This window comes from Catellatospora chokoriensis, from assembly GCF_011297315.1.
Taxonomy (GTDB): Bacteria; Actinomycetota; Actinomycetes; order Mycobacteriales; family Micromonosporaceae; genus Catellatospora; species Catellatospora citrea.
In genome coordinates, this window is sequence record NZ_JAAOTI010000025.1 from 115,545 (window position 1) to 140,892 (window position 25,348).

Annotated in this window: 31 protein-coding genes and 1 pseudogene; 14 read left to right on the forward strand and 18 right to left on the reverse strand. The window is 70.3% G+C overall.

Annotation, left to right across the window (positions count from 1 at the left end; translation table 11 throughout):
• Positions 1-20 precede the first annotated feature (20 nt).
• Genes HAV39_RS31215 through HAV39_RS31240 form a run of 6 tightly spaced genes read right to left on the reverse strand, consistent with a single transcriptional unit; the run spans position 21 to position 5,105 of the window.
• Entirely contained in the window at positions 21-1,478 is a 1,458-nt protein-coding gene (locus HAV39_RS31215) for an alpha,alpha-trehalose-phosphate synthase (UDP-forming) (protein ID WP_191842753.1), read from the reverse strand.
• Positions 1,479-1,509: 31 nt separating this feature from the next.
• Positions 1,510-1,935 (reverse strand): STAS domain-containing protein, encoded by a 426-nt coding sequence (locus HAV39_RS31220; protein ID WP_191842754.1) that lies wholly within the window; start codon positions 1,933-1,935, stop codon positions 1,510-1,512.
• Positions 1,932-2,354, reverse strand: a complete 423-nt coding sequence (locus HAV39_RS31225; RefSeq protein ID WP_191842755.1) for an STAS domain-containing protein — start codon at positions 2,352-2,354, stop codon at positions 1,932-1,934. Before HAV39_RS31225 ends, HAV39_RS31220 begins: the two co-directional genes overlap by 4 nt.
• A complete protein-coding gene (locus HAV39_RS31230; protein ID WP_191842756.1) occupies positions 2,351-3,349 on the reverse strand; it encodes an ADP-ribosylglycohydrolase family protein in 999 nt (332 codons plus the stop codon). Before HAV39_RS31230 ends, HAV39_RS31225 begins: the two co-directional genes overlap by 4 nt.
• Positions 3,346-4,737, reverse strand: a complete 1,392-nt coding sequence (locus HAV39_RS31235; RefSeq protein WP_191842757.1) for a trehalose-6-phosphate synthase — start codon at positions 4,735-4,737, stop codon at positions 3,346-3,348. Before HAV39_RS31235 ends, HAV39_RS31230 begins: the two co-directional genes overlap by 4 nt.
• Positions 4,734-5,105, reverse strand: coding sequence for an STAS domain-containing protein (locus HAV39_RS31240; protein WP_191842758.1), 372 nt, complete (start codon positions 5,103-5,105; stop codon positions 4,734-4,736). Before HAV39_RS31240 ends, HAV39_RS31235 begins: the two co-directional genes overlap by 4 nt.
• A 74-nt stretch (positions 5,106-5,179) precedes the next feature.
• On the opposite strand from HAV39_RS31240, the gene HAV39_RS31245 reads away from it, so the two are divergent.
• A complete protein-coding gene (locus HAV39_RS31245) occupies positions 5,180-5,518 on the forward strand; it encodes a DUF2510 domain-containing protein (RefSeq protein ID WP_191842759.1) in 339 nt (112 codons plus the stop codon).
• Positions 5,518-5,880, forward strand: a complete 363-nt coding sequence (locus tag HAV39_RS31250) for an STAS domain-containing protein (RefSeq protein ID WP_191842760.1) — start codon at positions 5,518-5,520, stop codon at positions 5,878-5,880. Before HAV39_RS31245 ends, HAV39_RS31250 begins: the two co-directional genes overlap by 1 nt.
• A 35-nt stretch (positions 5,881-5,915) precedes the next feature.
• Here HAV39_RS31250 and HAV39_RS31255 read toward each other — a convergent pair whose 3' ends face one another.
• Entirely contained in the window at positions 5,916-6,353 is a 438-nt protein-coding gene (locus tag HAV39_RS31255) for an STAS domain-containing protein (protein ID WP_191842761.1), read from the reverse strand.
• Positions 6,354-6,376: 23 nt separating this feature from the next.
• A complete protein-coding gene (locus HAV39_RS31260; protein WP_191842762.1) occupies positions 6,377-6,838 on the reverse strand; it encodes an STAS domain-containing protein in 462 nt (153 codons plus the stop codon).
• A 196-nt stretch (positions 6,839-7,034) separates the two neighbouring features.
• Here HAV39_RS31260 and HAV39_RS31265 point away from each other — a divergent pair, with 196 nt between their 5' ends.
• The 4 genes from HAV39_RS31265 to HAV39_RS31280 all read left to right on the forward strand — a co-directional run bounded on the left by HAV39_RS31265 (position 7,035) and on the right by HAV39_RS31280 (position 10,349).
• Complete coding sequence (locus HAV39_RS31265) at positions 7,035-7,712, forward strand: response regulator transcription factor (protein WP_191842763.1); 678 nt, start codon at positions 7,035-7,037, stop codon at positions 7,710-7,712.
• Positions 7,709-9,067, forward strand: coding sequence for a HAMP domain-containing sensor histidine kinase (locus tag HAV39_RS31270; RefSeq protein WP_191842764.1), 1,359 nt, complete (start codon positions 7,709-7,711; stop codon positions 9,065-9,067). The genes HAV39_RS31265 and HAV39_RS31270 overlap by 4 nt, the downstream gene beginning before the upstream one ends.
• Positions 9,064-9,636, forward strand: coding sequence for a GerMN domain-containing protein (locus HAV39_RS31275; RefSeq protein ID WP_191842765.1), 573 nt, complete (start codon positions 9,064-9,066; stop codon positions 9,634-9,636). Before HAV39_RS31270 ends, HAV39_RS31275 begins: the two co-directional genes overlap by 4 nt.
• Before the next feature lie 362 nt (positions 9,637-9,998).
• Positions 9,999-10,349: a hypothetical protein gene (locus tag HAV39_RS31280; RefSeq protein ID WP_191842766.1), complete on the forward strand. Its 351-nt coding sequence runs from the start codon at positions 9,999-10,001 to the stop codon at positions 10,347-10,349.
• A gap of 94 nt (positions 10,350-10,443) precedes the next feature.
• On the opposite strand, the gene HAV39_RS31285 is transcribed toward HAV39_RS31280, so the two are convergent.
• From HAV39_RS31285 to HAV39_RS31300, 4 genes are all read right to left on the reverse strand, one after another.
• Positions 10,444-11,487, reverse strand: coding sequence for a PucR family transcriptional regulator (locus HAV39_RS31285; RefSeq protein WP_191842767.1), 1,044 nt, complete (start codon positions 11,485-11,487; stop codon positions 10,444-10,446).
• Between the two features lie 64 nt (positions 11,488-11,551).
• The gene (locus tag HAV39_RS31290) at positions 11,552-12,337 is read right to left on the reverse strand and encodes an ABC transporter permease subunit (RefSeq protein ID WP_191842768.1); all 786 of its coding nucleotides are present in this window, start codon (positions 12,335-12,337) and stop codon (positions 11,552-11,554) included.
• Complete coding sequence (locus HAV39_RS31295) at positions 12,318-13,241, reverse strand: ABC transporter ATP-binding protein (RefSeq protein WP_239120967.1); 924 nt, start codon at positions 13,239-13,241, stop codon at positions 12,318-12,320. The genes HAV39_RS31290 and HAV39_RS31295 overlap by 20 nt, the downstream gene beginning before the upstream one ends.
• Positions 13,242-13,347: 106 nt before the next feature.
• A complete protein-coding gene (locus HAV39_RS31300; protein WP_191842770.1) occupies positions 13,348-14,322 on the reverse strand; it encodes a calcium/sodium antiporter in 975 nt (324 codons plus the stop codon).
• Positions 14,323-14,573: 251 nt separating this feature from the next.
• On the opposite strand from HAV39_RS31300, the gene HAV39_RS42960 reads away from it, so the two are divergent.
• From HAV39_RS42960 to HAV39_RS31310, 3 genes are read left to right on the forward strand one after another with little or no spacing between them, the layout of a single operon-like run.
• Positions 14,574-14,855 (forward strand): cation:proton antiporter regulatory subunit, encoded by a 282-nt coding sequence (locus HAV39_RS42960; RefSeq protein WP_244958899.1) that lies wholly within the window; start codon positions 14,574-14,576, stop codon positions 14,853-14,855.
• Complete coding sequence (locus HAV39_RS42965) at positions 14,852-15,058, forward strand: cation:proton antiporter regulatory subunit (RefSeq protein ID WP_239120969.1); 207 nt, start codon at positions 14,852-14,854, stop codon at positions 15,056-15,058. The genes HAV39_RS42960 and HAV39_RS42965 overlap by 4 nt, the downstream gene beginning before the upstream one ends.
• Before the next feature lie 2 nt (positions 15,059-15,060).
• Positions 15,061-16,233 (forward strand): cation:proton antiporter, encoded by a 1,173-nt coding sequence (locus HAV39_RS31310; RefSeq protein WP_191842771.1) that lies wholly within the window; start codon positions 15,061-15,063, stop codon positions 16,231-16,233.
• A gap of 213 nt (positions 16,234-16,446) precedes the next feature.
• On the opposite strand, the gene HAV39_RS31315 is transcribed toward HAV39_RS31310, so the two are convergent.
• Complete coding sequence (locus HAV39_RS31315; RefSeq protein WP_191842772.1) at positions 16,447-17,733, reverse strand: ArsB/NhaD family transporter; 1,287 nt, start codon at positions 17,731-17,733, stop codon at positions 16,447-16,449.
• Positions 17,730-18,170, reverse strand: coding sequence for a CBS domain-containing protein (locus HAV39_RS31320; RefSeq protein WP_191842773.1), 441 nt, complete (start codon positions 18,168-18,170; stop codon positions 17,730-17,732). The genes HAV39_RS31315 and HAV39_RS31320 overlap by 4 nt, the downstream gene beginning before the upstream one ends.
• 392 nt (positions 18,171-18,562) lie before the next feature.
• Here HAV39_RS31320 and HAV39_RS31325 point away from each other — a divergent pair, with 392 nt between their 5' ends.
• Entirely contained in the window at positions 18,563-18,862 is a 300-nt protein-coding gene (locus HAV39_RS31325) for a hypothetical protein (protein WP_191842774.1), read from the forward strand.
• A 244-nt stretch (positions 18,863-19,106) separates the two neighbouring features.
• On the opposite strand, the gene HAV39_RS31330 is transcribed toward HAV39_RS31325, so the two are convergent.
• The 3 genes from HAV39_RS31330 to HAV39_RS31340 all read right to left on the reverse strand — a co-directional run bounded on the left by HAV39_RS31330 (position 19,107) and on the right by HAV39_RS31340 (position 21,098).
• The gene (locus HAV39_RS31330) at positions 19,107-19,502 is read right to left on the reverse strand and encodes a hypothetical protein (protein WP_191842775.1); all 396 of its coding nucleotides are present in this window, start codon (positions 19,500-19,502) and stop codon (positions 19,107-19,109) included.
• Positions 19,502-20,014 (reverse strand): hypothetical protein, encoded by a 513-nt coding sequence (locus HAV39_RS31335; protein WP_191842776.1) that lies wholly within the window; start codon positions 20,012-20,014, stop codon positions 19,502-19,504. Before HAV39_RS31335 ends, HAV39_RS31330 begins: the two co-directional genes overlap by 1 nt.
• Positions 20,015-20,192: 178 nt before the next feature.
• Positions 20,193-21,098 (reverse strand): hypothetical protein, encoded by a 906-nt coding sequence (locus tag HAV39_RS31340; protein WP_191842777.1) that lies wholly within the window; start codon positions 21,096-21,098, stop codon positions 20,193-20,195.
• 64 nt (positions 21,099-21,162) lie between these two features.
• Between HAV39_RS31340 and HAV39_RS43715 the strand changes: the two genes are divergently transcribed.
• The 3 genes from HAV39_RS43715 (at position 21,163) to HAV39_RS31355 (ending at position 23,492) form a co-directional block, all read left to right on the forward strand.
• Entirely contained in the window at positions 21,163-21,780 is a 618-nt protein-coding gene (locus HAV39_RS43715) for an alpha/beta fold hydrolase (RefSeq protein ID WP_373311881.1), read from the forward strand.
• Positions 21,781-21,877: 97 nt separating this feature from the next.
• Positions 21,878-22,354, forward strand: coding sequence for a cation:proton antiporter regulatory subunit (locus HAV39_RS31350; RefSeq protein WP_191842779.1), 477 nt, complete (start codon positions 21,878-21,880; stop codon positions 22,352-22,354).
• Positions 22,355-22,358: 4 nt separating this feature from the next.
• Positions 22,359-23,492 carry a cation:proton antiporter gene (locus HAV39_RS31355; protein WP_191842780.1) on the forward strand — a complete coding sequence of 378 codons (1,134 nt, stop codon included), beginning with the start codon at positions 22,359-22,361 and terminating at the stop codon, positions 23,490-23,492.
• Between the two features lie 225 nt (positions 23,493-23,717).
• On the opposite strand, the pseudogene HAV39_RS43720 reads toward HAV39_RS31355, so the two are convergent.
• Positions 23,718-24,059: pseudogene (locus HAV39_RS43720) on the reverse strand (STAS domain-containing protein); the annotation flags it as partial.
• Positions 24,060-24,474: 415 nt separating this feature from the next.
• On the opposite strand from HAV39_RS43720, the gene HAV39_RS31360 reads away from it, so the two are divergent.
• A complete protein-coding gene (locus HAV39_RS31360; protein ID WP_191842781.1) occupies positions 24,475-24,870 on the forward strand; it encodes a hypothetical protein in 396 nt (131 codons plus the stop codon).
• Positions 24,871-25,348 lie beyond the last annotated feature (478 nt).

Here is a 25,348-nt window from a genome sequence, read left to right on the forward strand (position 1 = left end):
GATGGCCTGCCCCGCGCTGCTCAGCTCGGCTCCGGACTGGCCGGATCACCCAGTTGCCCGAGGAAAGCCGCGGCCCACCGGTTGACGTCATATCGGCGAAGATGGGACCGCATCGGCTCCATCCGCCGGCGTTGTTCGGCGACGTCAGCCGCCGCGGCTTCGGCGAGGGTGTCCTTGAGCGCCTCGAGGTTGTGCGGGTTGACCATCCAGGCCTGGCGTAGCTCGGCGGCGGCGCCGGCGAACTCACTGAGCACCAGCGCGCCGGTCCCGTCGGTGCGGGTGGCGACGTATTCCTTGGCGACCAGGTTCATCCCGTCGCGCAGCGGCGTCACCGCCATGACATCGGCGGCCAGGTACAGCGCCGCGAGCTCTTCTCGGTCGTAGGACTGATGCAGGTAGTGCACACACAGCTTGCCGATGCCGGCGTGGCGGCCGTTGATGCGGCTGACGGTCGTCTCGACGCGCTCGCGTAGCGACTGGTACTGGTCCAAGCGCTGCCGGCTGGGTACCGCGACCTGGACCATGACGGTCTGGGCCGGGTCGAGGCGGCCGTCGGCGAGCAGTTCGCCGTAGGCGGTCAGCCGGTGTTCGATGCCCTTGGTGTAGTCGAGGCGGTCCACGCCGAGGATGAGTGTTCGTGGGCTGCCGAGTTCCCGGCGGATCTCATCGGCGCGGGCACGAATGGGTGGCTCGGTGGCGAGTTGCTGCTGGCCGGCTACATCGATCGAGATCGGGAACGTGGCGGCGGCGGTGACGCCGCTTTCGTGTTTGATGACGCCGTCGGCGAGTTCGGCGTCGAGCAGGTGGGCGGCCAGGCGGGCGAAGTTGGTTGTTCCCTGCGGGTGCTGGAAGCCGACGAGGTCGGAGCCGAGCAGGCCGCGCATGATGTCGTCGCGCATCGGCAGCTGGCAGAACAGCTCGACCGGGGGGAACGGGATGTGCAGGAAGAACCCGATCCGCAGGTCGGGCCGCAGTTTGCGCAGCATCCCGGGCACCAGTTGCAGGTGGTAGTCGTGTACCCATACCAGCGCGCCGGGCGCGGCCAGTTGCGCGGCGGCTGCGGCGAAGCGATGGTTGACCGAGTGGTAGGCCTGCCGCCAGCGGCGGTCGAAGACGGGCTGCTCGACGGCGTCGTGGTACAGCGGCCAGATGGTCGCGTTGGACTGGCCTTCGTAGTAGCCGTCGACTTCTTCGGCAGACAGCTCGATGGGGTGTAGACGGATGCCGTCGTGGTTGAACGGTTTCGGTGCGGCTCCCGGCCGACCGTGCCAGCCGATCCAGGCCCCGGCCCGGCTTTGCATGATCGGATGCAGTGCCGTGACCAGGCCGCCGGGGCTGCGCCGCCAGCACGCTTGTCCGTCCGGGTCGGTGGCCTGGTCGACGGGCAGCCGGTTGGCGAGCACCACGAGGTCGTACCGGTGGCCTTTGGGCGGCCCGTTTCCTGAGGTCGATGCGTCGCTGCCGGCCTCGGTTGCCATGCTTGGTGCCTCCGCGTGAGATCCGGCCGGACTACGGCTGTGAGTGTGGACGGTGGTGGCGTCTGGTGCGCACGCGGACCGCAGCCGCTGGTGTTCTGAACGGCAGTACGACCGCTAAGACACCAGTGCGGCCGGTGGGACTACCGGTGTCGGTAGTGGCGGACATGGCATGGCTGCGCATGGCTTCGGCTACATGCGGCGTCGGGCCGGTGATGGTCAGGATGACGTTACAGCGGTCGGCTTCGATGCGGCTTCGGATGAGTGCGGCGACGCCGGCGGCGTCGATGGTGTCGACCGCGGCCAGGTCGAGGGTGAGCCGGGCGGCGCGCAGCCGGCGCAAAGCCATGCTGACCGCCTGGCCGAGCTGGCGTGCGGTGTCGGCGCACAGGCGGCCGCGGGCGACCAGCCGCAGCCCGGATGCGGCGTCCTGCAGCCGCAGATGCAAGGCGTCGGTCATGGGCGGCCGCCGGCCGGACGGGGGCCGGTGGGCGGCGGGTACACCGTGCTGCGGCAGATGGTGCCGGTCCGCGGTGCGCGCAGCGGCATGGCGTGGCGTGCCCGCGGCGCCGGCAGCAGGTGTCCGGCGCCGTATGCGCGCAGGGCCTTCGCTACAGCGGGGGAGTGGCCGGTGATCGCGAACGCGGCCCGGTGCCGGGCCGCCTGCCGTTCAGACAGGACGATGGCCACGACGCCGACGCTGTCGATGCGGGTGACCGCGCTCAGGTCCAACCGGACCACGGCCGGGGCGTGCTGGCGTAGCAGGCCGAGTACCACCTTCGGCAGCCGGTGGGCGTTGTCGGCGTGCAGCGCGCCGACGGCGCAGATGTTCAGCGTCCGCTGTTCACCGGCCAGGCGCAGCGCGAGATCATCGGTCATCGCGGCTGATCCGAGTGGTGATCGGCGGAGCTGCGGCCGGCGCGGCCGGCGGTGGTCACCGACAGCGCGGCGGCAGCGGCACGGATGCGCAGCAGCCGCATGACCTCGGGCCGCCACGGCACGGCCAGGGTGTACTCGGGGTTTCGGGCGCCGCTGATCGCGCCGACGATCGTCGCGGTGGTCTGGGTCTGCCCACCCATCATCAGCGCGTACCGGATCGCGGCCGCAGGCTCGTCGGGGTGGCGCAGAAACGCGGTCAGTGCCGCCGGCACGCTGCGCAGCGCGGTCCGGTCAGCGCCCAGGGTGGCGGCGGTCTCGGCCGGGGCGCTGCGATGACGGACCAGCGTCTGTACCGTGCGCAGCGCTGTACGGAACTCGGCGGTGCGCATCTGCGCGGCGACCGCCGACAGAAACCGGTACTTGTCAGCCGGCACCGCCGGCTGCGAGCGCGAGGCGAGCGCGACCGCGGCCGCCGTGGCGGCAGCGCCGTCACGGGCCAGCAGATGGGTGTGCGTGATCCCGGCCGAGCGGCGGCCCAGGGCAGCGGCAGCGGCCACGCCGTTGCCGGCCACCAGCCCGGCCGCGCACGCGCGCACGGCGGCGACGCTGCCGAAACTGCCCTGCCCATGATGGACGTTCGGAGCGATCTGCCACCAGCGCGTGCCGGCCGCCACCGACGTCAACACCCGGGAGGTGGCAGTACCGTCCAGATCCGGCCGGTCCGTCGGCCACTCCTTGGACAGATCCGAAGCCAGGACGTCGTCGTTGATCCGCCCTCCGTGCGCGCCCAGATGCTCGGCGAACACGACCATCTGCAACGCAGCCGGGCTGGGCTGGGCCAGGCGCGGTTCGGCCCGCAGGATCACCTCCATCTGCGCCGGGTCGGGCGTGGTGCGGCCGTGCAACGGCGCGGCCATCAGGTCCGCGCACGCGGACACCAGCAGGCAGCCGTGCGCGCGCCGCAGCAGCTGCTGCTGGTCGAGCGGAAAAGTCACTGTGCGTCGATCTTCCTTGCGTGCTCGTGCGATGCTGCCGGGTGCCCGGCAGGCCGAATGTGTCCCGGTGCGGCGATCTGCCGACGCGGGCGGACAGTAGCGTGCGTACCGGCTCGAGCGGTCGCGACCGACAGCAGCCGCCCCGCCCACGCCTCCGGCCCCGATGCGGCGAACGCGACCTGAGCTTCGGGCACCGGCTCGCGGACCCCGGCGATGCGCGCGATGGCCGTGGCGAACGCGGCGGTGTCATGCGGGTTGACCACAACCGCCCCCGGCAGGTCAGCGCCGTCGCAGGTCAGCTCACTGACCACGACCGGCGCGCCGGCGTGCGCGGCCACGAACTCGTGAGCATGTGCGGCGGTGCCGTGGTGAGCCGGCGTGGCCAGCAGCCCGTCACAGGCCAGATAAAGCGCGGTCAGCTCCCGCCGGTCCGGCGTGGCGCGCACGTAGTGCACGACCGCCTGGCCGACGTTGGCGAACGTGCCGTTGATCTTCGCGATGAGCCGGTCGACACGCTCACGCTGCTCGTCCTCGGCCGGGGTCTGCGGCTCGCCGCACGCCACGTGCAGCAACGCCGCGGTCGCCGGCGCCGGGCGGTGCTCGGCCAAGAACCGCTCGAACGCGCCCAGCCGCTGCTCGACGGCCTCGCCCAGGTCCCAGCCGGCCACCGACAGCAGCACCGGACCCGCCACCCGCAACGCATCCCGGATCTCCTGCGCCCGAGCACGCACCGGCGCTGAACGGGCCAACCGCCCGATTCCCGCGGTGTCGGCCGGCAGGGGGTATGCCATCACCCGCACCCGCCGGCTGCCGACGGCGATCTGGCCGTCGCGTACGGGCAGTCCGTGCACACGGCCGGCCAGGTCGAGCAGGTTGTCGGCGGCCCGCCGGTGGGGCAGCACGATCACGTCAGCGCCGAGCAGCCCCGACAGCAGCGCCCGATGTTCAGGCAGCCGCACCATCGACTCCGCCGGCGGGAAGGCCGTGTGCAGCTGCATCACGCTGCACACGTCGGGACGAAGCCGCCGCATGATGCCAGGCAGCAGCTGCAGCTGGTGGCCATGCACCCACAGCGTCGCCGCATCGGCCGCCGACCCGGACACCGTCGCGGCCACCTGCTCGTTGACGGCCCGGTAGGTGCCGAACCAGCCGTCGGGGAAGGTGCCTTGCTGGTGGCCCAGCGAGCGCAGCAGCGCCGCCGCGTGCGCGGCGTCGAACGCCTGATCCGGGTCGCCGGGTTCGGCGGCCACCCAGGCCGCATCCTGCGCCGCGGCGAACGGGCGCAGCGCCGACAGCGCCGCGTCGAGATCGTCGCGGGCGTCGTCGACGTCAACGGGTGGGATCCGGTCAGCCGCCAGGATCAGCCGATGTCGGCTGTTGCCGCTCACGGCGCCATCTCCCGGCGCGGGATCTCACCGAGGGTGAGGTCGCCGTCGGCGGAGATCACCTGGAGCACTCGGTCGACCTTCGCGAGTTTCAGGTTGCGACGCGCTCGCGCCGACGGCGACCGCAGCGCGACCATCCCGCCGTCGCGCATCGCCCGGCGGTGCGCATCCAGCAGCAGCAGAATCCCGGCCGCATCGATGATCTCGCAGTCCGCCAAGTCGATCACCAGCTGCCTCGGATGCAAGGCAAGGGCTTCCTCGAGGACGTCGTTGACACCCGGCGCGGAACTCGCGTTGAGGTCGCCGCGTACCTGCACCTCGACCAACGGCACCACCTGCGTCGTCTGCGACGCCCGACTCACCTCGTCCACCTGCCACCTCCCTGCTGGTGATCTCACCCTTTCCAGCCGGTACGGCGGTTGTCACGCAAACCCATGACAGTTGTATGACAACCCGCCTCCGCGACGTCCGAACGCAGGGCCACGACAGCGGTGCCGTCCGGCTACCGTCCGGCGGCAAGCCGCTGGAGGACCGATGTCAGAACTTCCACCAGTGGGGTTCGTTCCCGACTACGTCGACCGACTCCTACGTGCGCTACTGGACCGGCCAACGCTGGTCCGAGCACACCGCAAAGGCAGGCATACCGCTGCCGCCGCCCGAGTCGACCGCGCGCATAGCGGCCGGTACGCCGCGCAGCGGCCCTGTCATAAAACCGTCATGTGATCGCGGGATCGCCGTCATCACGATCGTCCAGGCTGGCCGCCGGTCGATGAAGGAGGTCTGATGGACGGCATCGATATGGGCGGTCCGGTGGCGGCCTGGCACGTGCCAGTTGTCGAGGTGACGGTGCGCGGCGACCTGGACGCCTGGTCGAGCGGCCACGTCGACCAGGTGATACACGAGGCCCTGAGGCTGCGGCCCCGTGAGCTGATCGTGGACCTGTCCGGCTGCCGAGCGGTCGATCCTGCGGGGGTTCTGTTGCTGCTGGAGGCCCAGCGCCGCGTCGCGTACCTCGGAGCGGTCATGGCGCTTCGCTCACCAGCGCCGCATATCGTGCGAACACTCCAGAACCTCGATCATGAGCGGCGCTTGATCTTCGCCGCGCCGGTGGCCCACTCCGCCCGCCACGCCGCAGACCGCCTCTAGCAGCACAGCCGGCGCCCGCAACCCGATGACGTGGCTCACCAGGCAGGTCTGCGGTAGCCGGGACCGCTGGGCTGGCGCAGATTACGCGGGCGGGTAGGCGGGCACCGGCACGGCCGGCTCGCCGGGTTGCGGCAGGATCTCACCGCATCGACGGCGCGCATGTCGATGAGCAGGCTGCCGCCGCCCAGCGCGCAGATCGCCGCTCGGACCTGCGGCTGGGGATCGGTGACCCCGAGCCGCACGCCGTGCTGGCGGGCCTGCGTACGCATCAAGATCAGGGTGGTGACCCCTGCGGCGTCGACAGCATCGAGGTTGCGCAGGTCGATGAGCACCGTGTCGACGGCGAGGTGTTCGAGCAGGACGGCGACCGCTGCAGACAGCCGCCGACAGGTCGTGGCGTCCAGCCGCCCCCGTGCTCCCAGACAGGGTCCGGCTGGTGAGGCGTACAGCCGCAGTTGCAGTAGTTCGGCCATGGCGGGCGTCTCCCGGGCGGGTGTCAGCTTCTGGGTTGGTTGCGGCTGGGCCGGCGGGACTGGCGGGGTGGGCGCAGGCAGCGTAACCCGGGACGGTGGTTGCGGCGCAGCATCGGGCCGGCCGCGGCTACCGGGTCGCCGGCCGAGGAGAACAGTTCGAACGCCCCGCAAGCGGCGGCCGTCGACCTGACCTGAGCCGTGGCCTGCACGACCTGGAAACCGACGCCGCGGCCCTGGGCTTCGCGTCGGCAGGCGATCAGCGTGGCGACCCCGGCAACGTCGATGAAGTCGACCCCACCGACGTCGACGGTGAACCGGACAGGATCGAGGCGGCGCATGGCAAGCTCCACAGCCCGGCTCAGTTGGTGCACGCTGGTGGTGTCGAGGGTGCCTTCGGCGATCAGGTACAGCCCCAGCGGGCCGGAGTAAAGCCGCAGCCGCAACCCACCGCTCACCGGAACCACCTGCCACACCGGCATCGGCATGTTGACCACGTCGATGGCCGGCCGGGCGTTCTTGCGCCGGATCGCCTCACCGCGGCACCTCCTCGTATCGGGTGCACCAGACGATCGATGCCGGGTGTGGCAGAAGTTCCGCGAACCCGTGACAGTTGTGTGACAAATCGCCGGATCGGCAGCTCAGCCCTGTCGCACCCGCCCGCGCGCGGGCATCATTCCGCGGGTGGTTGCGGTATTGGTGATCGAAGACGACGACCGGATCCGGCTGTCACTGTCGCTGGCCCTCGAAGACGAGGGCTACACGGTGCACACCGCCGCGACGGCAGAGGAGGGACTGCTGCGCCAGCGGCGCGAACCCGCCGACACCGTGCTGGTCGACCTGATGCTGCCAGGAATCGACGGATTCCAGTGCATCCGGGAGCTGCGCCGCGACGACGACGTGCCGATCGTGGTCGTCAGCGCCCGAGAGGACACCCACGACATCGTCGCCGCCCTCGAAGCAGGAGCCGACGACTACCTGGTCAAACCCGTCGCGATGAAGGAGCTGTCGGCACGGCTGCGAGCCCTGCGCCGCCGCGCCCGCACCGGACCGGCCACACCCGGAGCGGAGCTGCGGGTCGGTGACCTGCAGGTGCGTGCCCAAGCCGGAGAAGTGCTGCTGCGCGCGCAGCCGCTGGCGCTGACCCGTACCGAGTTCCGGCTGCTGTGCGAACTGGCCGAGCACGCCGGACAGGTGCTGTCGCGCCAGCAGCTGCTCGAACGGGTCTGGGAATACGACTTCGGCGACGAACGCCTCGTCGACGTGCACGTCGGCCGGCTGCGCCAGAAGATCGAAGACGACCCCGCCAAGCCGACCCGGCTGGTGACCGTACGCGGTCTCGGCTACAAGATGCCCCGATGAGGCGCCCCGGGCTGCGCGCCAGGGTCACCGCGGGGTTCGCCGTCGGCGCCCTGCTGGTATCAGCCGCGATGGCGCTGCTGTCCTACCAGCTGACCGAACGTTTCCTGCTCGACGAACGCGAACGCACCGCCAGGCGGGCGGCGCTGTTCGACGCCGGCATCGTGCGCGCCGGCCTGGACACCGACAACCCCGAGGTCCTGCCCGTGCTGCGCTCGCTGGACACCGGCGCCAACCGCCGTGCGCTGATCTGGCGCGACGGGGAGTTCTACTCCCGCACCGTCGTGGACAGCACCCTGACCGACAGCCTTCCGCCCAGTGTCATGAGCCTGGTCGAGCAAGGCAAACCGGCAGTGCAGCGCACGCGTATCGCCGGTCGTCCCGCCATGGTCTTCGGCATCCCGCTCGGCGACTCGACAGCCCTGTACGAAGTCGACTACATGAGCGAGCTCGACGGCAACCTCAAAGTGCTAGCACTCGTCCTGACGCTGGTCGCCGCGGGCACCGCGGTCGCCGGAGCGCTGCTGGGCATGTACTCCAGCCGCCGGGTCATGCGCCCGCTGAACACCGTGGCCGACGCCGCCCGCGACATCGCCGGCGGCCGCCTCGGCGCCCGCCTCGACCCGGCCACCGAACCGGACCTGGCACGACTGGCGACCTCGTTCAACCACATGGTCGACCAGCTGTCCGCCCGGATGGAACGCGACCGGCGCTTCGCCGCCGACGTCAGCCACGAACTGCGCTCCCCGCTGCAGACCCTGGCCGCCGCCGCCAGCGTCCTGGACCGCCGCCGCGACAAGTTCGACGAACGCACCGCCACCGCGGCAGGACTGGTCGTCGAGGAGGTCCAGCGGTTCCAGGAACTCGTCACCGACCTGCTCGAACTGGCCCGCAGCGACCAGCCCGCCGACACCGCACCCGTCGACGTCGCCGCCCTCGCCCGGCAGGTGTGCCGCCACCGCGGCCTGCCCGCGTCGCTGGTCACCGTCGACACCGACACCAGCCCGGTCTGGCGCGTCGACCGGCGCCGCATCGAACAGGTACTGGCCAACCTCATCGACAACGCCCAAGCCCACGGCGGCGGCGTAGTCGCCGTACGACTGACCGCCCAGCCCGGCGCAAGCGTCCTCGAAGTCGACGACGAGGGCCCCGGTGTCAGCGCCGCCGACCGCGAAGCAATCTTCGACCGCTTCGTACGGGGCCGCTCGGCCAGCGCACGCGGCGACAACGACGGTACCGGCCTCGGCCTGGCCCTGGTCGCCCAGCACGTCACCGCCCACGACGGCAGCGTGCAGGTCCTCGACCGGCCCGGCGGCGGCGCCCGCTTCCGCATCGAACTACCCCCGGAGCGCTCATGAGCCCCGCCCGCACCGCCGCGGCCACCATCACGGCCCTGCTGCTGGCAGTCCTCGCGGCAGGCTGCGGCGTACCGACCGAGGACACCGCGCGCGAAATCGAGCGCACCGGCAAAGCCACCCCGGCCGCGCCGACCCCAGCTGCCGAGGCCTCAGGGCCTGTCACGGAGAAGCTCTACCTGCTGCGCGACGGACACCTCGTCGCTGTGCAACGCCGCGTGCCTACCCAACCCGACGCCCAGCAACTACTCGCCCACCTACTCGCCGGGCCCATACCCGCCGAGCAGGACGCCGATCTGACCAGCGCACTGGCCGGCACGACCGCGATCAACTCCGCGACCGACGCCGCCGGCTCGGCCACCGTCGAGCTGTCCACCGAGCTGGAAGGCACCGGCCGTAGCGACGACGTGCTGGCCTTCGGGCAACTCGTCTGCACCCTGTCCAGCCGACCCGACATCAACCAGGTCCTGTTCACCCGCCAGGGCGCCCGCGTCGGCGTGCCCCGCGGCAACGGCTCTCTCACCGAAGACCCCCTGACCTGCGACGACTACGCCAACCTCGTCGCCTCCTGATAGGTCGATGGGAGCTGGCGTAGGAGTTGTACCGACGACGACCCGCGCGGTCTTGGCGCCATGCACGACGCCGGTGGCTAGCCCTGTGGCTGGCGATTGGTCCAAGACGCCTGCCCGGCCACGTTTCCCTCGCATTGGCCGCCAAGATCCGGTCAGTTGTTGCGGCGACCGACTATCCGCAGCGATCTGACCAGAATCGGCACACTCCGATCAGGAGCGACAGAGCCGGTCTATGTGACAGAGATACGAAAATTAGTACAGGCATTCCATTGCGTAGATGATCACGATAGCCTGCTGCGTCAAGTTGATCAATTGGCGCCTAGCGCCGTGGCCGTGAGGGCTACTGGATCCCCGACGCCTACGTGCGCACCGGCACCAGCGGCTTCGTGGCCGGCGTCCCGCGCCTGTCCATCGGCATCAACGGCACCCCCACCTCCGGCGGCTTCAACTCCGGGCCGTACCCGGTGAAGTTCGCGATCGACGGCCGCGGCAGCGCCGACCCGGCCGACCGCGTGCGCACCGACTCGTACCGGGCAGGCAGCACCCTGCACGTGCGCTGCCAGGACTACGGCGTCAGCATCGACGGCTCCACCCTGTGGATCTACACCACCGACGGGTACTGGGTGCCCGACGCCTACCGGGACTTCGACGAAGTGAAGAAGGCAGCGATCGAAGCCGCGCTGGCGGCGCTCGGGTCCGGGGCTGCTGGCTGAGGATCTCCTTGCCATTGTGCGACGGCGCGAGGCTGCGTCTGCCACCTTGCTCGGCATCCCCCGTGCCGAACATGAGGCAGTGGGCCAACGGCCTTCACGCGCCGGAGGGCCAGCCGAGCAGCCGAGCGCCCAGCACTGCTGTGTGCAGGGTGAACCGCTGGGTGGGTTCGCCGGGGTGGTAGCCGGTGAGGGAGCGAATGCGGTCCAGGCGGTAGGTGACGGCACGGACGCTGATGTGCAGCTGCCGGGCTGTGGCGGTGTGGTTGCCCTGCTGCTCGAACAGCACCGCCAGCGTCTGGAGCAGTGGCTGTGCTCCCCCGCGGGCGGTGATCAGCGGGCCGAGCACCGTGGTGACCAAGTCGGTGATCGCGTCGCGGTCACGTAGCAGCACCGGGAACACCAGCAGGTCCGCGGCGTGCAGCACGGGCGTGGCGAAGCCGAGCCGGTCGGCCAGATCCAGAGTGTTGCGGGCTTCGTCCAGGGAGGTCGCAAGGCCGGGCAGCCCACGGTGGCTACGCCCGACTGCGATCTGCCAGCGGCCCGCGCCGAGGTGCTGCACCAGGTGCCTGGCCAACTCCGCGGGCACACCACGAAGCCCGCCTGCGACGATGCAGATCAGTTCATGGTCACGCAGGCTGGTCAGGGTGTTGGCCGCGCCGAAGCGCGCGGCCAGGGCGTCGTCGATCGCATGCGCTGCCGGATGGCCCAGATCAGGCGCGCGGGCGACCACGACGGTGTGCTGACCCGACAACCGCACGCCGTAACGCTGGGCGCGCGCGGCGAGCCGACCCGGGTCGGGATGCGCGGCGAGTAGTTCGTCGATGAACGTGTCGCGGTCGTGCTCACGCCGGCCGGCCTCGTCATGGCCCGCCCGGTGGTACCCGTCGATCGCGGCGACGGTCAACCTGCGCAACGACCGCAGGAGCAGGCCACCCTGGCGCTGCGCCTCAGGTCCGGGTACGGCGTCCCAGCCTGCCTCGGCGGCCTGACCGAACGCCTCGACGATGTCGGTGACGGTGAGGGACTCGGCGGCGGCGCGGTCCCCCAGCGCCGCGGCTTCAACCAGGTCGCTGGCGGAAGGCTCGCCGCCGATCAGGCGAAGGCAGCCATCGCCGAGCCAGGCGGGGGTGTCGGTCATGGCGGTCCTGTCCTGAGGTGGCGGGCTGGTGGCGGCCGCGGGCGGCCGCCACCAGCGGCTGCGGTCAGACGCCGACGTCGCGGCGGTCGAACCAGACGATCCCGGCGAGCGCGCTTACCAGGCCGACCGCGGCCAGCGCGAGCAGGTGGCCCGGGTGCCAGCCGCTGTGCAGCGGGTCGGTGCCGATGAAGTAGTGGAACGGCGACAGCCACTGCAGCCACTGCCCGCCGTCGATGAGACCGGAGATCCCCCGCAGGATGTACGTCGCCACCGCGAGCGTCCCGGCCACCGCCAGGGCGATACCGCGCCGGCCGGTCGCCGCGCCCACCCCGAACGCGATGCCGGTGAAGCACCAGGTGAGGGCGATCAGGCCCACCGAAGCGGAGGCGATGTTGCCCAGCGGAACGTCGATCCCCACCCGTGGGGCGATGAGGGTGACCACCAGCCACGGGATCGCGGCGATGGCGGTCACGGTGATGCCGGTGGCCGCCAGGCGCTGCGCGGCGAACGCCCGCCGCGACAGCGGGTTGACCATCAGCAGCTCGATGCCGCCGTCCTCCTCGGGCCGGGGAATGGTACGGGCGATCAGCAGCAACCCGCACATGATCACCAGGAGTGGTCCGACAAGGCTGTAGACGGTCGCCTGCAGGTAGCCGGCAGCCGAGGTCATGTCCTGAATGGACAGGAAGTTCTTCATTCCTTCGGGCAGGGCGTCGTCCTTGAGCTGTGCGGCGCCGGCGAAGCTGCTGTAGAAGGAGGTGTAGACGGCGGTGAACGCGGTGACGCCGACGGCCCAGCCGATGATGGCGCGGCGGTCGTCGCGCCAGGTCTTACGCACCAGGGGCGACATCTGCTGCTCCTTCGGACTGGTAGTAGAAACTGAGGAACGTCTCCTCGAGGTCGGGTTCGGCCGACAGCAGGTCGATGACCTCATGCCGCGCGGCGGCCTTGATCAGCGGGTCGAGCCGGCCGTCGACGGTGCAGCGCAGCACCGGGCCGGTGACGCTGACGTCGCTGACGCCGGGCAGGGAGCCGAACTCCGCGGGGTCCACCGTCCCGTCGAAGTGGATCTCGACGGTGCGTACCGCGCGCCGCCCGAGCGACTCGACCCGCTCGACGGCGGCCAGGCGGCCGTCGCGGACGATCGCGACCCGGTCGGCGGTCTGCTGCACCTCCGCCAGGACGTGCGAGGACATGAACACCGTCTGCCCGGCCGCACGGGCCTCGCGCACCAGGGTGAGGAACTCCTGCTGCATCAGCGGGTCCAGGCCGCTGGTCGGCTCGTCCAGGATCAGCAGCGCGGGGGAGTGCATGAACGCCTGCACCAGGCCGACCTTCTGCTTGTTGCCCTTGGACAGGGTGTGGATCGGCCGCGACAGGTCCAGCTCCAGCCGCTCGGCCAACCCTGCCACGGTCTGCCAGGCCACGCCGCCGCGCGAGTCGGCGAAGAACCGCAGCAGGTCTGCCGCCTTTTCCCGGCCCGGGAACGCGAGCTCGCCGGGAAGGTAGCCGATGTGGCGGTGCAGCGCGGCCTTGTCGCGGCGGGGGTCCATACCCAGCACGGTGGCGCGGCCGCGGGTGGGACGCAGGAAGTCCAGCAGCAACCGGATCGTGGTGGTCTTGCCTGCGCCGTTAGGCCCGAGGAAACCCATCACCTCCCCGGTGCGGACCTCCAGGTCGAGGCCTTCGATGCCGCGGCGGGAGCCGTAGAACTTGGTCAAGTCCTCGGCTCGCACGGCTATGTCGTCTGTCATGCTCCACAGCATCTGCTGCCTCCACGCAGGTATCCAGGTCGACGCCCGGCCGTCTTGCCGGGTCGTTCGCTGCCGGATGTCGGCAACGTGTGCGCGTCGGCGCTGGTCAGGAGGCCAGTAGCAGCGGAAGGGTCAGCAGGTACGCGCCCAGCAGCATCAGCCCGTCGGCGCGGGTCAGGCGCAGCCCGCGGCGCAGCAACGCCCAGGCCAGCAGTGCCGTGAACAGCATCGCGACCAGCAGCGTGATCCCGGCGCGGGCGGGGTTGTCCATGCCAGAGGCGAAGCCGACGACCGCGCCACCGGCGAGACTGTTGAACAGGTTGCTGCCGAACAGGTTCCCGACGACCAGGTCGGACTCGCCGCGGCGCTGTGCCTGGATCGTGGTGACCAGCTCAGGCAGCGACGTGCCGAGCGCGACGAGCGTGAACCCGATGATGATCTGCGGCACCCCGAACTGCTCGGCGATCGCCGACGCGTTGGCTACCAGCAGCTGCGCCCCGGCGAGCACACCCACCAGGCCCAGTACGGTGCGGACCGGCTCGAACCAGACGGGGGAGTGCTTGACCGGGGCGACGATGACCGCGCCGCCTTGGGCGTCGAACTCGGCGACCTCGGTCGCGATCTCCTGGTTGCCGCCCGCCCGTGCCCAGCGTACGAGGGTGAACAGCGCGGCGGCGGTGGCAGCTGCGAGCAGCAGCGCGGTCAGGGGGTTCAGCCCGAACCAGGCCAGCACCGCGAACAGGCCCACGGACGCGACCGCGAGGGGGACCTCGCGGCGGATCACCCTCGAGTCGACGGCGAACGGGGTGATCAGCGCGGCGACGCCGAGGATCAGGGTCAGGTTGAGGATGTTGGACCCGACGATGTTGCCGACCGCGATGCCCGTGTCGCCGCGGGCCGCGGCCAGTGCGGAGACCAAAAACTCCGGTGCGCTGGTGCCAAGGCCGATGACGACCACACCGACGACGACAGGGCTGATGCGCAGCCGGGTCGCCAGCCGTGAGGAGCCCAGCACGAGGTGGTCGGCGGCGAAAGTGAGCAGGACCAGGCCTGCGACACACAGCAGGATCTGAAGGGCCATCGGTTGACTCCCGGGGTGGTAGCGACGAAGGGACTGCTCGCCGACCAGACTTCCCGGCACACCAGGCGACACCGTAGCGCATCCGTGCCCGTGCTGCACCATCGGTGATCTCCGGCCTGGAGGTATGACCAGGGCCCGCGGGCGGTTCACGGCCCAGCAGGGGCAGCGGCCCTTGTCAGCTGGTGGCATGGCAGCCGCGTATCGCGGCCGTACTGCCCGCGAACGGCCTGCCGGTTGGCAATGATGAGGGTGTGGACGTGACGGAGGTGCTGCTGCCCGGGGTCGGGGTGCGCTATGACTTCGCCACCGCACGTGGCGACCGGTTCGCCGTCGTCACCCGCCGCAGCGGCGACGTGGCGTTCATGACCTATGACGTCGACCCCGACGCTCCCGTGCCGCTGTGGCGTCTGGACGCCGACGAGGCCGAGGTCGTCGCCGAGGTGCTCGGCGCGCCCCGCATCGCCGAACGGTTCGCCGACCTGACCAAGGAGATCCCCGGCCTGGGCGCCGGGCAGGCGGGCAGGTGCCGGTGACCGGCTCCTCGCCGTACGCCGGACGTCGGCTGGGCGACACCCGCGCCCGCACTCTCACCGGGGCTTCGATCGTGGCGGTGGTCCGTGGCGACTCCGTCGTCGCATCGCCCCGCCCGGACGAGACGCTCCGTGCGGGCGACGTGCTCGTGGTCATCGGCACCCATGAGGGCATCGCCGGGGTCCAGTCCATCATCACCGGATAGCCGTGCACGACTCCTCGGCGCTGCTGATCGAACTCGGCATCGTGCTGGCCGCGCTGGCGACCCTCGCCGCCCTGGCCCGCCGCTTCGGCTACTCGCCCGTGCCGTTGTACCTGATGGCCGGTCTCGCCCTCGGCCCTGGCGGCGTAGCCCCGGTGCCGGCTGCGGGCGCGTTCGTGCAGACCGGCGCGTCGATCGGTGTGATCCTGCTGCTGCTCACCCTGGGCCTGGAGTTCACCGTCGGGGAGTTCGCCGCCAGCGCCCGCCGCCACATCCCGTCTGCCTGGGCCGACTTCGTCCTCAACGCCGCACCCGGTGCGACCGCGGGTTGGCTGCTGGGCCTGGACTGGATCGGCAGCCTCGCCATGGCAGGCATCACCTGGGTGTCGTCGTCCGGCATCGTCGCCCGGCTGCTCAGCGACCTGCGCCGGCTCGCCAACCGCGAAACCCCCGCGGTGCTGTCGGTGCTGGTCCTCGAAGACGTCGCGATGGCGGCGTTCCTGCCGCTGCTGTCCGTCCTCGCCTCAGGTGGCACCTGGTGGCAGGGCGCGCTGAGCGTCGCCGCGGCCGTCGCGGCGATAACACTCGCGTTCGCCGCCACGCACCGCCTCAGCGGGCCGCTGGGCCGCATCGTCGACACCGACGACCCTGAAATGCTCCTACTGCGGGTACTGAGCCTGACGCTGCTGGTCGCCGGGATCACCGAACTACTACAGGCCTCCGCCGCCGTCGGCGCGTTCCTGGTCGGGCTCGCACTGACCGGGCAGGTCGCCGACCGCACCCGGCGGGTCGTCGCGCCGCTGCGAGACCTGTTCGCCGCCGTGTTCTTCCTCGCCATCGGCCTGTCCATCAACCCGCGCGACATGCTGCCGGTCCTGCCCGCCGTGCTCGCGCTGGCCGCCGTCACCGCCGCGACCAAGGTCGCCACCGGCTGGTACGCCGCCAAGCGCGACGGCGCCGCCCTCCGTGGCCGGCTGCGCGCCGGCACCGTCCTGATCGCCCGCGGCGAATTCTCGCTGGTCATCGCCAGCCTCATCGCCGTGCCCAAACTGAGCGCCTTCACCGCCGCATACGTCATCGTGCTGGCCGTCGCCGGACCGCTCGCCACCCGTCTAACCGTGCGCTCCCGCAGGCGGTCAACACATGCAGGCACCGCGGCGGGCGCCGTCACCGACTGACAACCATCTCTCGCACGAGTGGTGCGGTTGCGGCGCCCAGGTCGTCGGCCTGCTCGCTGGTCTGCGGCCCGCCGCCAAGTGACGGTGGCAGCCAAGGTCAGATCTCCTCAGGCCGCACGGTCATGGCCAGGTCGTCGACGGCGACGACCCGGCCGCAGTGTCGGACAGCCGAGGTTGGCGACGGTGCCGTGCACGGCGCCACCTCCCGATCGGCTAGAAGAACCGCAGATAAAGGTACGGCACGCAGATCGCCACGGTGATTACGGTGACGATCAGCCCGTACTTGGTGAACTCCCAGAACGAGATCTTCTTGCCGGCGCGTTCGGCGATGCCGAGCACGACGACGTTGGCCGAGGCGCCGATCGCGGTGGCGTTGCCGCCTAGGTCCGCGCCCAGTGCCAAGGCCCACCACAGCACGTTGCCCTGCGGGGTGCCGTCGGCTTTGACGAGGTCGGCGACGATCGGGCTCATTGTGGCCACGTACGGGATGTTGTCCACGATGGCCGACAGGATCGCCGAGGCCCACAGCAGCAGCACCGTGGCACCCCACAGGTTGCCCTCGACCGCCTCGGTCGCCGACTGCGACAGGTGCGCGATCACGCCGGTGTTGACCAGCGCGCCGACCATGACGAACAGCCCGGCGAAGAAGATCAAGGTGTGCCACTCGACGTCCTTGGCGATCTCGTCGGGGTCCAGCCGGGACGCGGCCACGAGCATCAGCCCGCCGATGATCGCGACGACCGACGGTTCGAGGTGCAGGACCGAGTGCAGCATGAACGCGGCGAGAACGAGGGCCAGGAATACCAGGCTGATGGCAAGCAGTCGCGGGTTGCGGATCGCGTCGCGTTCCCGCATCGCCATCACTGATGCGATCTTGGCGTTGTCGCTGCGGAACGCGTCGCGAAACAGCCACCGGCACAGGCCCAGGAACACGACCAGCAGCACGACCACGATCGGGGCCATGACGTTGAGGAAGTCGTTGAACGTCAGGCCCGACTTGCTGGCGATGATGATGTTCGGCGGGTCGCCGATCAGCGTGGCCGCGCCGCCGATGTTGGAGGCCATCACCTCGGCGATCAGGAACGGTGCGGCGGGCAGCCCGAGCCGGTCGCAGACGAACAGCGTCACCGGCGCGACCAGTAGCACGGTCGTGACGTTGTCCAGGCCCGCCGACGCCACCGCGGTGATGAGCACGAGGATCACCATCACCGGGTACGGGCGGCCGCGGGCGCGTTTGACCGCCCAGATCGCCAGATACTCGAACAGGCCCGTTCGCCGCAGCACCGCGACGATGAGCATCATGCCGATGAGCAGCACGATGACGTTCCAGTCGATGCCGGCCTCTTCGGAGAAGAACGCGTGCTCGGCGTCGGTCGCGCCGATCAGCAGCATCGCCACCGCACCGCCGAGCGCCGCGGTGACCCGGTGCACCCATTCGGTCGCGATGAACACGTAGGCGATCGCGAACACGGCGATCGCGAGCCAGGCTTGGGTGCTCATGCCGGCACCACCCGGTCCAGCAGCCCGTGCAGCGTGACCACGCCTTCGTAAGCGCCGTCGACGACCGCGACCAGCGGGCTGCGGGTGCGTGCCATCAACGCCGCGATCTCCAGCGCGGTCGCGGTCGGCGACACCACCGGCAGCTCGTGCGGCTGCGGTGGCAGCAGCTCACGCACCGTCCGGTCACCGAGCTCGCGAATGAACACGTCGGCCGCTGCTTCGTCGATCAGCCGGGTCAGGTTCGGGTCGTCCTGGCAGTAGATCGGCACCGCCAGGCGCAGCACCTGGGTGCCGGGCAAGATCGCGAACGGTGCGCCATGGTCGTCGACGACGACCAGGCCGGGTAGGTCGGCGTCGGCCAGCATCCGGGCTGCCTCGATCGCCGGGGTGGCGAGCGTGACGGTCGGGTAGGGCACGAGAAGGTCGGATGCGCGCATGGAAGGAGCCGTCCGTTTCCGGTCGTCGGTGAACACGATGCCGACCAGACTTCCCGGCGCTCCTCAGTCGACCCTATCCGATCATCTTCGAGGACCCAACATCGCGCTGGCGGCACTCGGGAAACAAGCACGTAGAGGGTGATGTACTCCGGCGACACAGTCCTGGTGACGCTGCTTGGCCTGGACTTGTACGATGCCGCCCGTGACGGCGGTTGGCTGCGGACTGGTGCTGGTGTTGGTGCTGGTCGGGCTGACATGGCTGGCGAAGTCGCGCAGCGCGGCGGCGAAGCTCATCCGACGGTGGCTGCGAACTCTGGCCCTGTGCGCACTGATCGGCGGCTTTGCCACGATGTCCGTCCTGGCGGTTCGCCAAGCTTTGCAAGAGATGGGCCATGGCCCCGGGCGTGCAGGTCCGGGCGCTGGACTCGGGCGCACGGCGCGTCGTCTACGGGCCAGGGGCCATCGGCGGCGTGCTGGCGCGGGTGTTCGTACTGCTGATCCTGGTGGTCTTCTGGTCGGGTACCGGCGTATATCTTGCGATGAAGGTGCAGCGCTTGCTGTTACAACGCCGGCGACAGCGGCACCTGCTCGAACACCGCGCGGCGGGTGATGGCGGCCATGCGGTCCGAGTTGCCATCGCCCCGAAGATGAGGCTCTCGCGTGCTGCCCGCCGCCGAGCAAGTAGCCGCTGAGAGGTTTCGCCTTGAGGGCGTGCCAGCGCTCGCCAATGTCGATCGACTCTTGGCACTCTGCCAGCCTACTCGGACGGTACACCGACTCGCCTGGCGGAAAATTCGTCATGCGCCCGATGGCAGCCACCGGGTCGGACCCCTCAAATGGCGGATGGGTCACCCGAGTGGTCGAGCGCCTAGGACTGCGGTGTGCAAGGGGAAGCACTGGGTGGGTTCGGGCACACCGTTTGTGAACGGCGGCCGCTTAACCGTCCGAGCCACGTGACGTCGGCGGATCTACACCCGGTCGCGGCGGGCGCTCTGACGGCACCGGCCGACTGCGGCGCCGCAACCGCCGGTCGCGGCGGATGAGCAGAACGAACAGGGTCGCACTGACGATCGAGAACGCTGCCATGCCGATGCCGTCGGCCTGGTCGGCGGGCGGCTCCGCGAGCATCGCAATGGCAGCCACGGCGGTGATGGCCGACAGGCAGGCCGACAGCGCTCGCGTGACTCGGCGCCGGTGCCGGCGGTCCTGTTGCACCGCTGCCTGGCGCTGGGCCTGGTCGAGGCCGGAGTTCCACAGCGGCCAGTGCGGCATCCAGAACAGGCCTACCAGCATCGCCGCGGCGGTCGCGAACCCGCACGCCTTGTCCAGCATCAACTCTCCGACCCGGAGCGCATGACCGTCTCCCGTATCCGGTCTGCGAAGCGCCGCGCGCCGTGTGGCGTGGTGGACGCCAGCCAGTAGATCCGTGCGGTTGCCACTCGGCCGTCTGGTACCCCGAAGTCGTAGGGGAGCTCGCGGGGTGTGGCGGCGACGGAGGGACGGTATTCCACCAGCGGAGCGAAGTACCGCCGTCCGTGGTTGCCGACGCCTTCGTAGACGTCGACGGCGAGGACATCCTGCCAGGGGATCCGCAGGGTACGCATCGGCCCGCGAACGACCAGGTGCGCACCGTCGCTGTAGACGCGCTGCGCCGTGCCACGGATGACGATCAGAAGACACAGGCCGCACCATATCGCCGCCGCGGCCGCCAACAGCACGTCGTGCGCGGCGAAGCCGCGCGGCAGCAGGTGGTTGATCAGGACCAAGCCGACCGGCGCCATCACCATCCCGCATGCCGCCAGCAGGGCGTTCTGCCACCAACTGAAGATCGCGTTCCTGCCCATGCCGGCCACGGTAGGAGCGGGCCGCAACGCGGCAGACGCCGTCGACTCGGTGGGCTCCGCTCGCCGTGAGGGGCTTCTCGGCGTCATCGGGGTGCCAATCGCATGGGAGAAGCCAGGACTATTCGGTCGGGGCGGACATGGTGATGAGGACTTTCCGATCCTGGGTGTACACGGTGACCTACGCCTTCTCGACGTCGAGGCCACCGGGCGCCCAGATGACGAAGACGTCGCCGTCGTGATCGCCGGCGACACGCCGTCCGTCAGCCAGGGTTGCCTCGACGAATGCGCCGCCGGTGGGCATGTGGCCGATCAGCAGGTGCGCCTTGAACACCGAGTCGTAGCCGCCGAAGAAACGCAGCTCGCCCGCTGGACCGGACTCGGTGATGGTGCCGAAGTTGCCCATCGGGCCGCCGGGTCCGCCCTGGCAGGCGGTGATCCAGTTGTCGGGTTCGGAGACGAAGACCCGCAGCCAGCCGCCGTCTTTGCGGAGCACCATGCGCCCGACCGGCTTGGACTTGACCGGCAGGCTCAACTCGGCGAAGTTCTCCAGGCAGCCGGCCGCCTGCTGTTCCTCGGTCGGCGGGGCCAGTGCTGCGTCGTTGCCGGCGCCACTGCTGACGATCCATACGCCACCGGCGGCGATGCTCACCGCGGCGACGCCGGCGATCAGCCAGCGGCCGGCCGCGGTGGGCAGGGGACGACTGAGCGCGGCGAGCATTGAAGGTTCTGCTGCAGGGTGCGGCCGTGTGTCGTCTGACGCGGGCTGCGGGCGTGGTCCGACGGCCGCGGCCAGAAGCAGCCCGATGCCGGCAGCTTGCAGCATCTCCCGCAGCAGCACCAGCAGACTGATCAGGTCGCCGACGCTGCCGAAAGGTGTCAAGCCATCACCGTCGAACAGGTTGCGGAGCCACGGCTGCAGTCCGGCGACAACCAGACCCGCCATGAGTAGGCCAGCACCGGCGGCGCCCTGCCGGGTCACGCAGGAGCCGAGCAGCGCCCGCCGCCTGACCGCGACGACGATACCGGCCATCAGCGTCACCGGCGCCAGACCGACATAGACAAGCACCAGCAGCGACGACGACAACGGTTCCTCCAACGGGCAGCGTGGCTGCTCACCGTAGCGGCTCCCGCAAGATCCCTGCGGGCCCGTGGCCGGTGGGGCCTTGCTTCGGCAACACTGGCCGACGACCGTCGTCGACCTGCCAGGCCAGCCAGGCCTCAGCGACCCGCGCCGGCCACGGCGAGCCAGACTGGCCTGGTACGGCCGCCGACTGGACGAAGTCCTCGACGTCACGCAGATGGACGGCGTGGTGCTGGTGGGCAACTCGCTGGGTGCGGCGGTAGCGCTCGCGGCAGGTTCGCCCCGCATCACCGCACGACTGCTGGTGTCACCTGCGGGGTTCGTCCGGCTCACCGTCGATCCGAAGCTGATCGGTGCTTCAGCAGCATGGCTGCTTCGACCCACCACCGACCGCACCCCGTCACATGCTGCAGCTGTTCGTCGCCCCGGGCCGCAACGCACCCGAGACGGAGGTGGAGTGGATGACCCTGATGGCCGCGAACTGCCGTACGACCCTGGCCCCGCCGCCGTTACCCGCGGCTCTGCTGGCCGACCGCGCCCAACTGCCGTGCCTGGTCGCCGTCGGCGAGCACGACCGGTTCCTGCCACCACCGCGCCTGGCGCCGGTGGTTCAGAGCACCACGAACACACGCCTGCGGATTATCGGATCGATGGGTCACCTGACCACGCTCGAACACCTCCCTGATGTAGTGGCACTGACCGCCGAGGTCGTGGGCCGGGCGAGCAGCTGAGAATCCCCGGTTTGGCCGCGCCGCGCGTCGTACTCGGTGATGATGACGCAGGTGGAGGTCACCGAGGTCCTGTTGCCAGGTGTGGGGGTGCGCTACGACTTCACCACCGGCCGCGGCGAGCGATTCGCGGTCGTTACTCGCCGCAGTGGCGACGTCGAGTTCATGACCTACGGCGACGACCCGGATGCGCCGAGGCCGCTGTGGCGGCTGGACGCCGACGAGGCCGAGGTCGTCGCCGAGGTGCTGGGCGCACCGCGGATCGCCGAACGCTTCGCCGACCTGACCAAGGAGATCCCCGGGCTCGGCGCCGGGCAGGTGCCGGTCACCGGCTCGTCGCCGTACGCCGGGCGGCCGCTGGGCGACACCCGGGCCCGGACCCTGACCGGCGCGTCGATCGTGGCGGTGGTTCGCGACGACACCGTCGTGGCCTCGCCGCGGCCCGACGAGATCCTGCGCCCCGGCGACATCCTCGTGGTTATCGGCACCCATGAGGGCATCGCCGGCGTCCAGGCCATCATCAGCGGATAACACGGTGCACGGATCCTCGGCGCTGCTGATCGAACTCGGTATCGTGCTGGCCGCGCTGGCGACCCTCGCGGCGCTGGCCCGCCGAGTCGGCTACTCCCCGGTGCCTCTGTACCTGATCGCCGGGCTCGCGCTCGGACCGGGCGGCGTCGCGCCGGTGCCCGCCGCGGGCGCGTTCGTGGCGACCGGCGCCTCCATCGGTGTCATTTTGCTCCTGCTCACCCTCGGGCTCGAGTTCACCGTCGGGGAGTTCACCGCCAGCGTCCGCCGCCACATCCCCTCGGCCTGGATCGACTTCGTGCTCAACGCCGCGCCGGGCGCGGTCGCCGGCTGGCTGCTCGGCCTCGGCTGGATCGGTGCTCTGGCCATGGCCGGCATCACCTGGGTGTCGTCGTCGGGCATCGTCGCCCGTCTGCTGGACGACCTGCGGCGGCTGGCCAACCGGGAGACTCCGGCTGTGCTGTCGGTGCTGGTCCTCGAAGACGTGGCCATGGCCGCGTTCCTGCCGCTGCTGGCCGTGCTCGCCGCAGGCGGAGCCTGGTGGCAGGCAATGCTCAGCGTCGCCGCCGCGGTCGCCGCGGTCAGCCTCGCCTTCGCCGCCACCCACCGCCTCGGCGGGCCGCTGGCCCGCATCGTCGACACCGACGACCCCGAACTGCTGCTGCTGCGCGTGCTCAGCCTCACCCTGCTCGTCGCCGGGGTGACCGAACTGCTGCAGGCATCGGCCGCCGTCGGGGCGTTCCTGGTCGGGCTCGCGCTCACCGGTCAGGTCGCCGACCGCACCCGACGCGTGGTGGCCCCGCTACGAGACCTGTTTGCCGCCGTATTCTTCCTGGCCATCGGCCTGTCCATCGACCCGCGGGACATGATCCCGGTCCTGCCGGCCGTGCTAGTGCTGGCCGCCGTCACTGCAGCCACGAAGATCGCCACCGGCTGGTACGCCGCCGCCCGCGACAGAGCCGCCCGCAGGGGACGGCTGCGGGCAGGGACCGTCCTCATCGCCCGCGGCGAGTTCTCCATCGTCATCGCCAGCCTCGTCGCCGTCCCACAGCTCAACGCCCTCACCGCCGCATACGTCATCGTGCTCGCGATCATCGGCCCGCTGGCCACCCGCCTGGCCGACAACCTCCCGGCGCGGTGACCCGCACTGCGCCATTGCCATTGTCGGCGGGACCTCACAGCCCGATCGCCCCGGACACGCACACCCCAGCCGGTCGGTACGGCTTTCGGTGCCCCCACATCGCGCCCGCTCGGGCTGGCCTTGGCGTCTCGAAGGGCGCCGGCCGCCATGGCGGTATCGCGGCGCGCAGGTTGCCCGTACAGGCCAGCCACCCGGACTGTCGCCTGCCGCGATCCCCAGGAGGTCGGCGACACCGCACAACCTCATCATCGCCGCCACGGGCACAGACGGATCGACTACCGCGAAGGGCAGGTTCCGGCGGACTGCTTCGCGCCTGCAGGCGATCACCGCTGCGACACCGGCAGTGTCGAGGAAAGTGACCGCCGACATGTCCAGCGCCAAACTGACAGCCGCCCGAGTGTGCAGCACTGCGACAGTGACCTTACTTAGCGTGTGCGCTGTCGAGAAGTCCATGTGACCCGCGACGATCAGGTAGACGCTGCCTGCGCGAATGCTCAAGCGAATCCTGAGCTCTTCAGACATTGCCGCTCCGCAGGCCGAAGCCGTCACAGCCGACGTGATCGACATCGGGTAAGGCGGCCAAGGCAACTCCTACAAGATGGCAATGTCATCGCCGACCAGGCTTCCCGGCACACCGGTCCACACGGTACGGCCCGTCACCGCTACCCGCAAGACGGGCACCGCGGCTGTCACGGTGATCAGGGCGGCAGTGCCATCACCTCGCTGCTCCGGTGACGATGGTGTACGGCGAAACCAGCCCGCGATCTCGGCACCTGCCGGCCCTTTAGACGACGGTACGATCGCCCGCGAGTGCGCAGGTAGACTCCGCCCAGGTGTGCCGGGAAGCCTGGTCGGCGACGTCGAACCATGACCGCTGACCGAAATGAGCTCACATCTTGAGCACACTTGGCCCTTGCCCGATACACCAACGGACCGCTGCCGACATTGATCCCGGGCTGCGCACCTGCATCGGCCTTATGCGATGACCCTGGTGACAGTCGTGAGCCTATGCCTTGCCGCGGCCGGGCTCGCAGTCGGCGTACTGAGGCTGCGTAGCCGCTTGCCTCACGTCGTGTTCGATGCCCGAGCCGAAGCCATGCTCGCCGCGGCGACGAAGCAGCCTCACATCCGTGTGATTGCCATGGAGCCGGTGCCATACGACGACGGCCCACATGCTGAGCGCGACGATCACGACTGCGACGGCACCTTTTTCATCGAGGTCACCGTCGCGCCGACGCGGCTCGCGGTGGCGGCCGTCCACGGCATGCGGTACTACGGTCACCAGATCCTCGCAGTCCAAGCGTCATCGGTCGGCCCCGCCATCGCCGCGGTTCTGATCGCACTGCGTGGATGCCACCGGCCACGTGCCCGTCGCTGAAATCGGGTGGTCACGGTACAGCCTCACCCGCGAGGCCGTGCAGCTGCTGGTACGCGGACATGGACTGACCGCGGCTCGCACGCGCCACCTGCTTGCCCGCGCCGAGCCTGACCCGACCCGTCGACCGAAAGTGACACTCCGGTCGTAACATCGATGGGCCCGCGCCACCTCGGCACCTCCGGTCAGAAGAAGCGCACCCGCAGATACGGCACGCAGGCCTCGACGGTGATCACGGGCCACGATCAGGCTGTACTTGGCGAACTCCCAGATTCCCCGCAACAGACGCTGGCGGATCATGACGTCGGATACAACGACACTCGTCGCGCAGGCCTTCGGGGCGGTGAGGAGAGCCTGAGGTTCCCCCGATAATCCGGAGAGGTGGCTAGCAGGCTACGGCCTGCTCAAGGGTGGTGTTCACGGGGTCGGGTGTATCGATGTTCTTTGCGTACCAGGCGGCTTCGTACTCGTCCGGGGACAG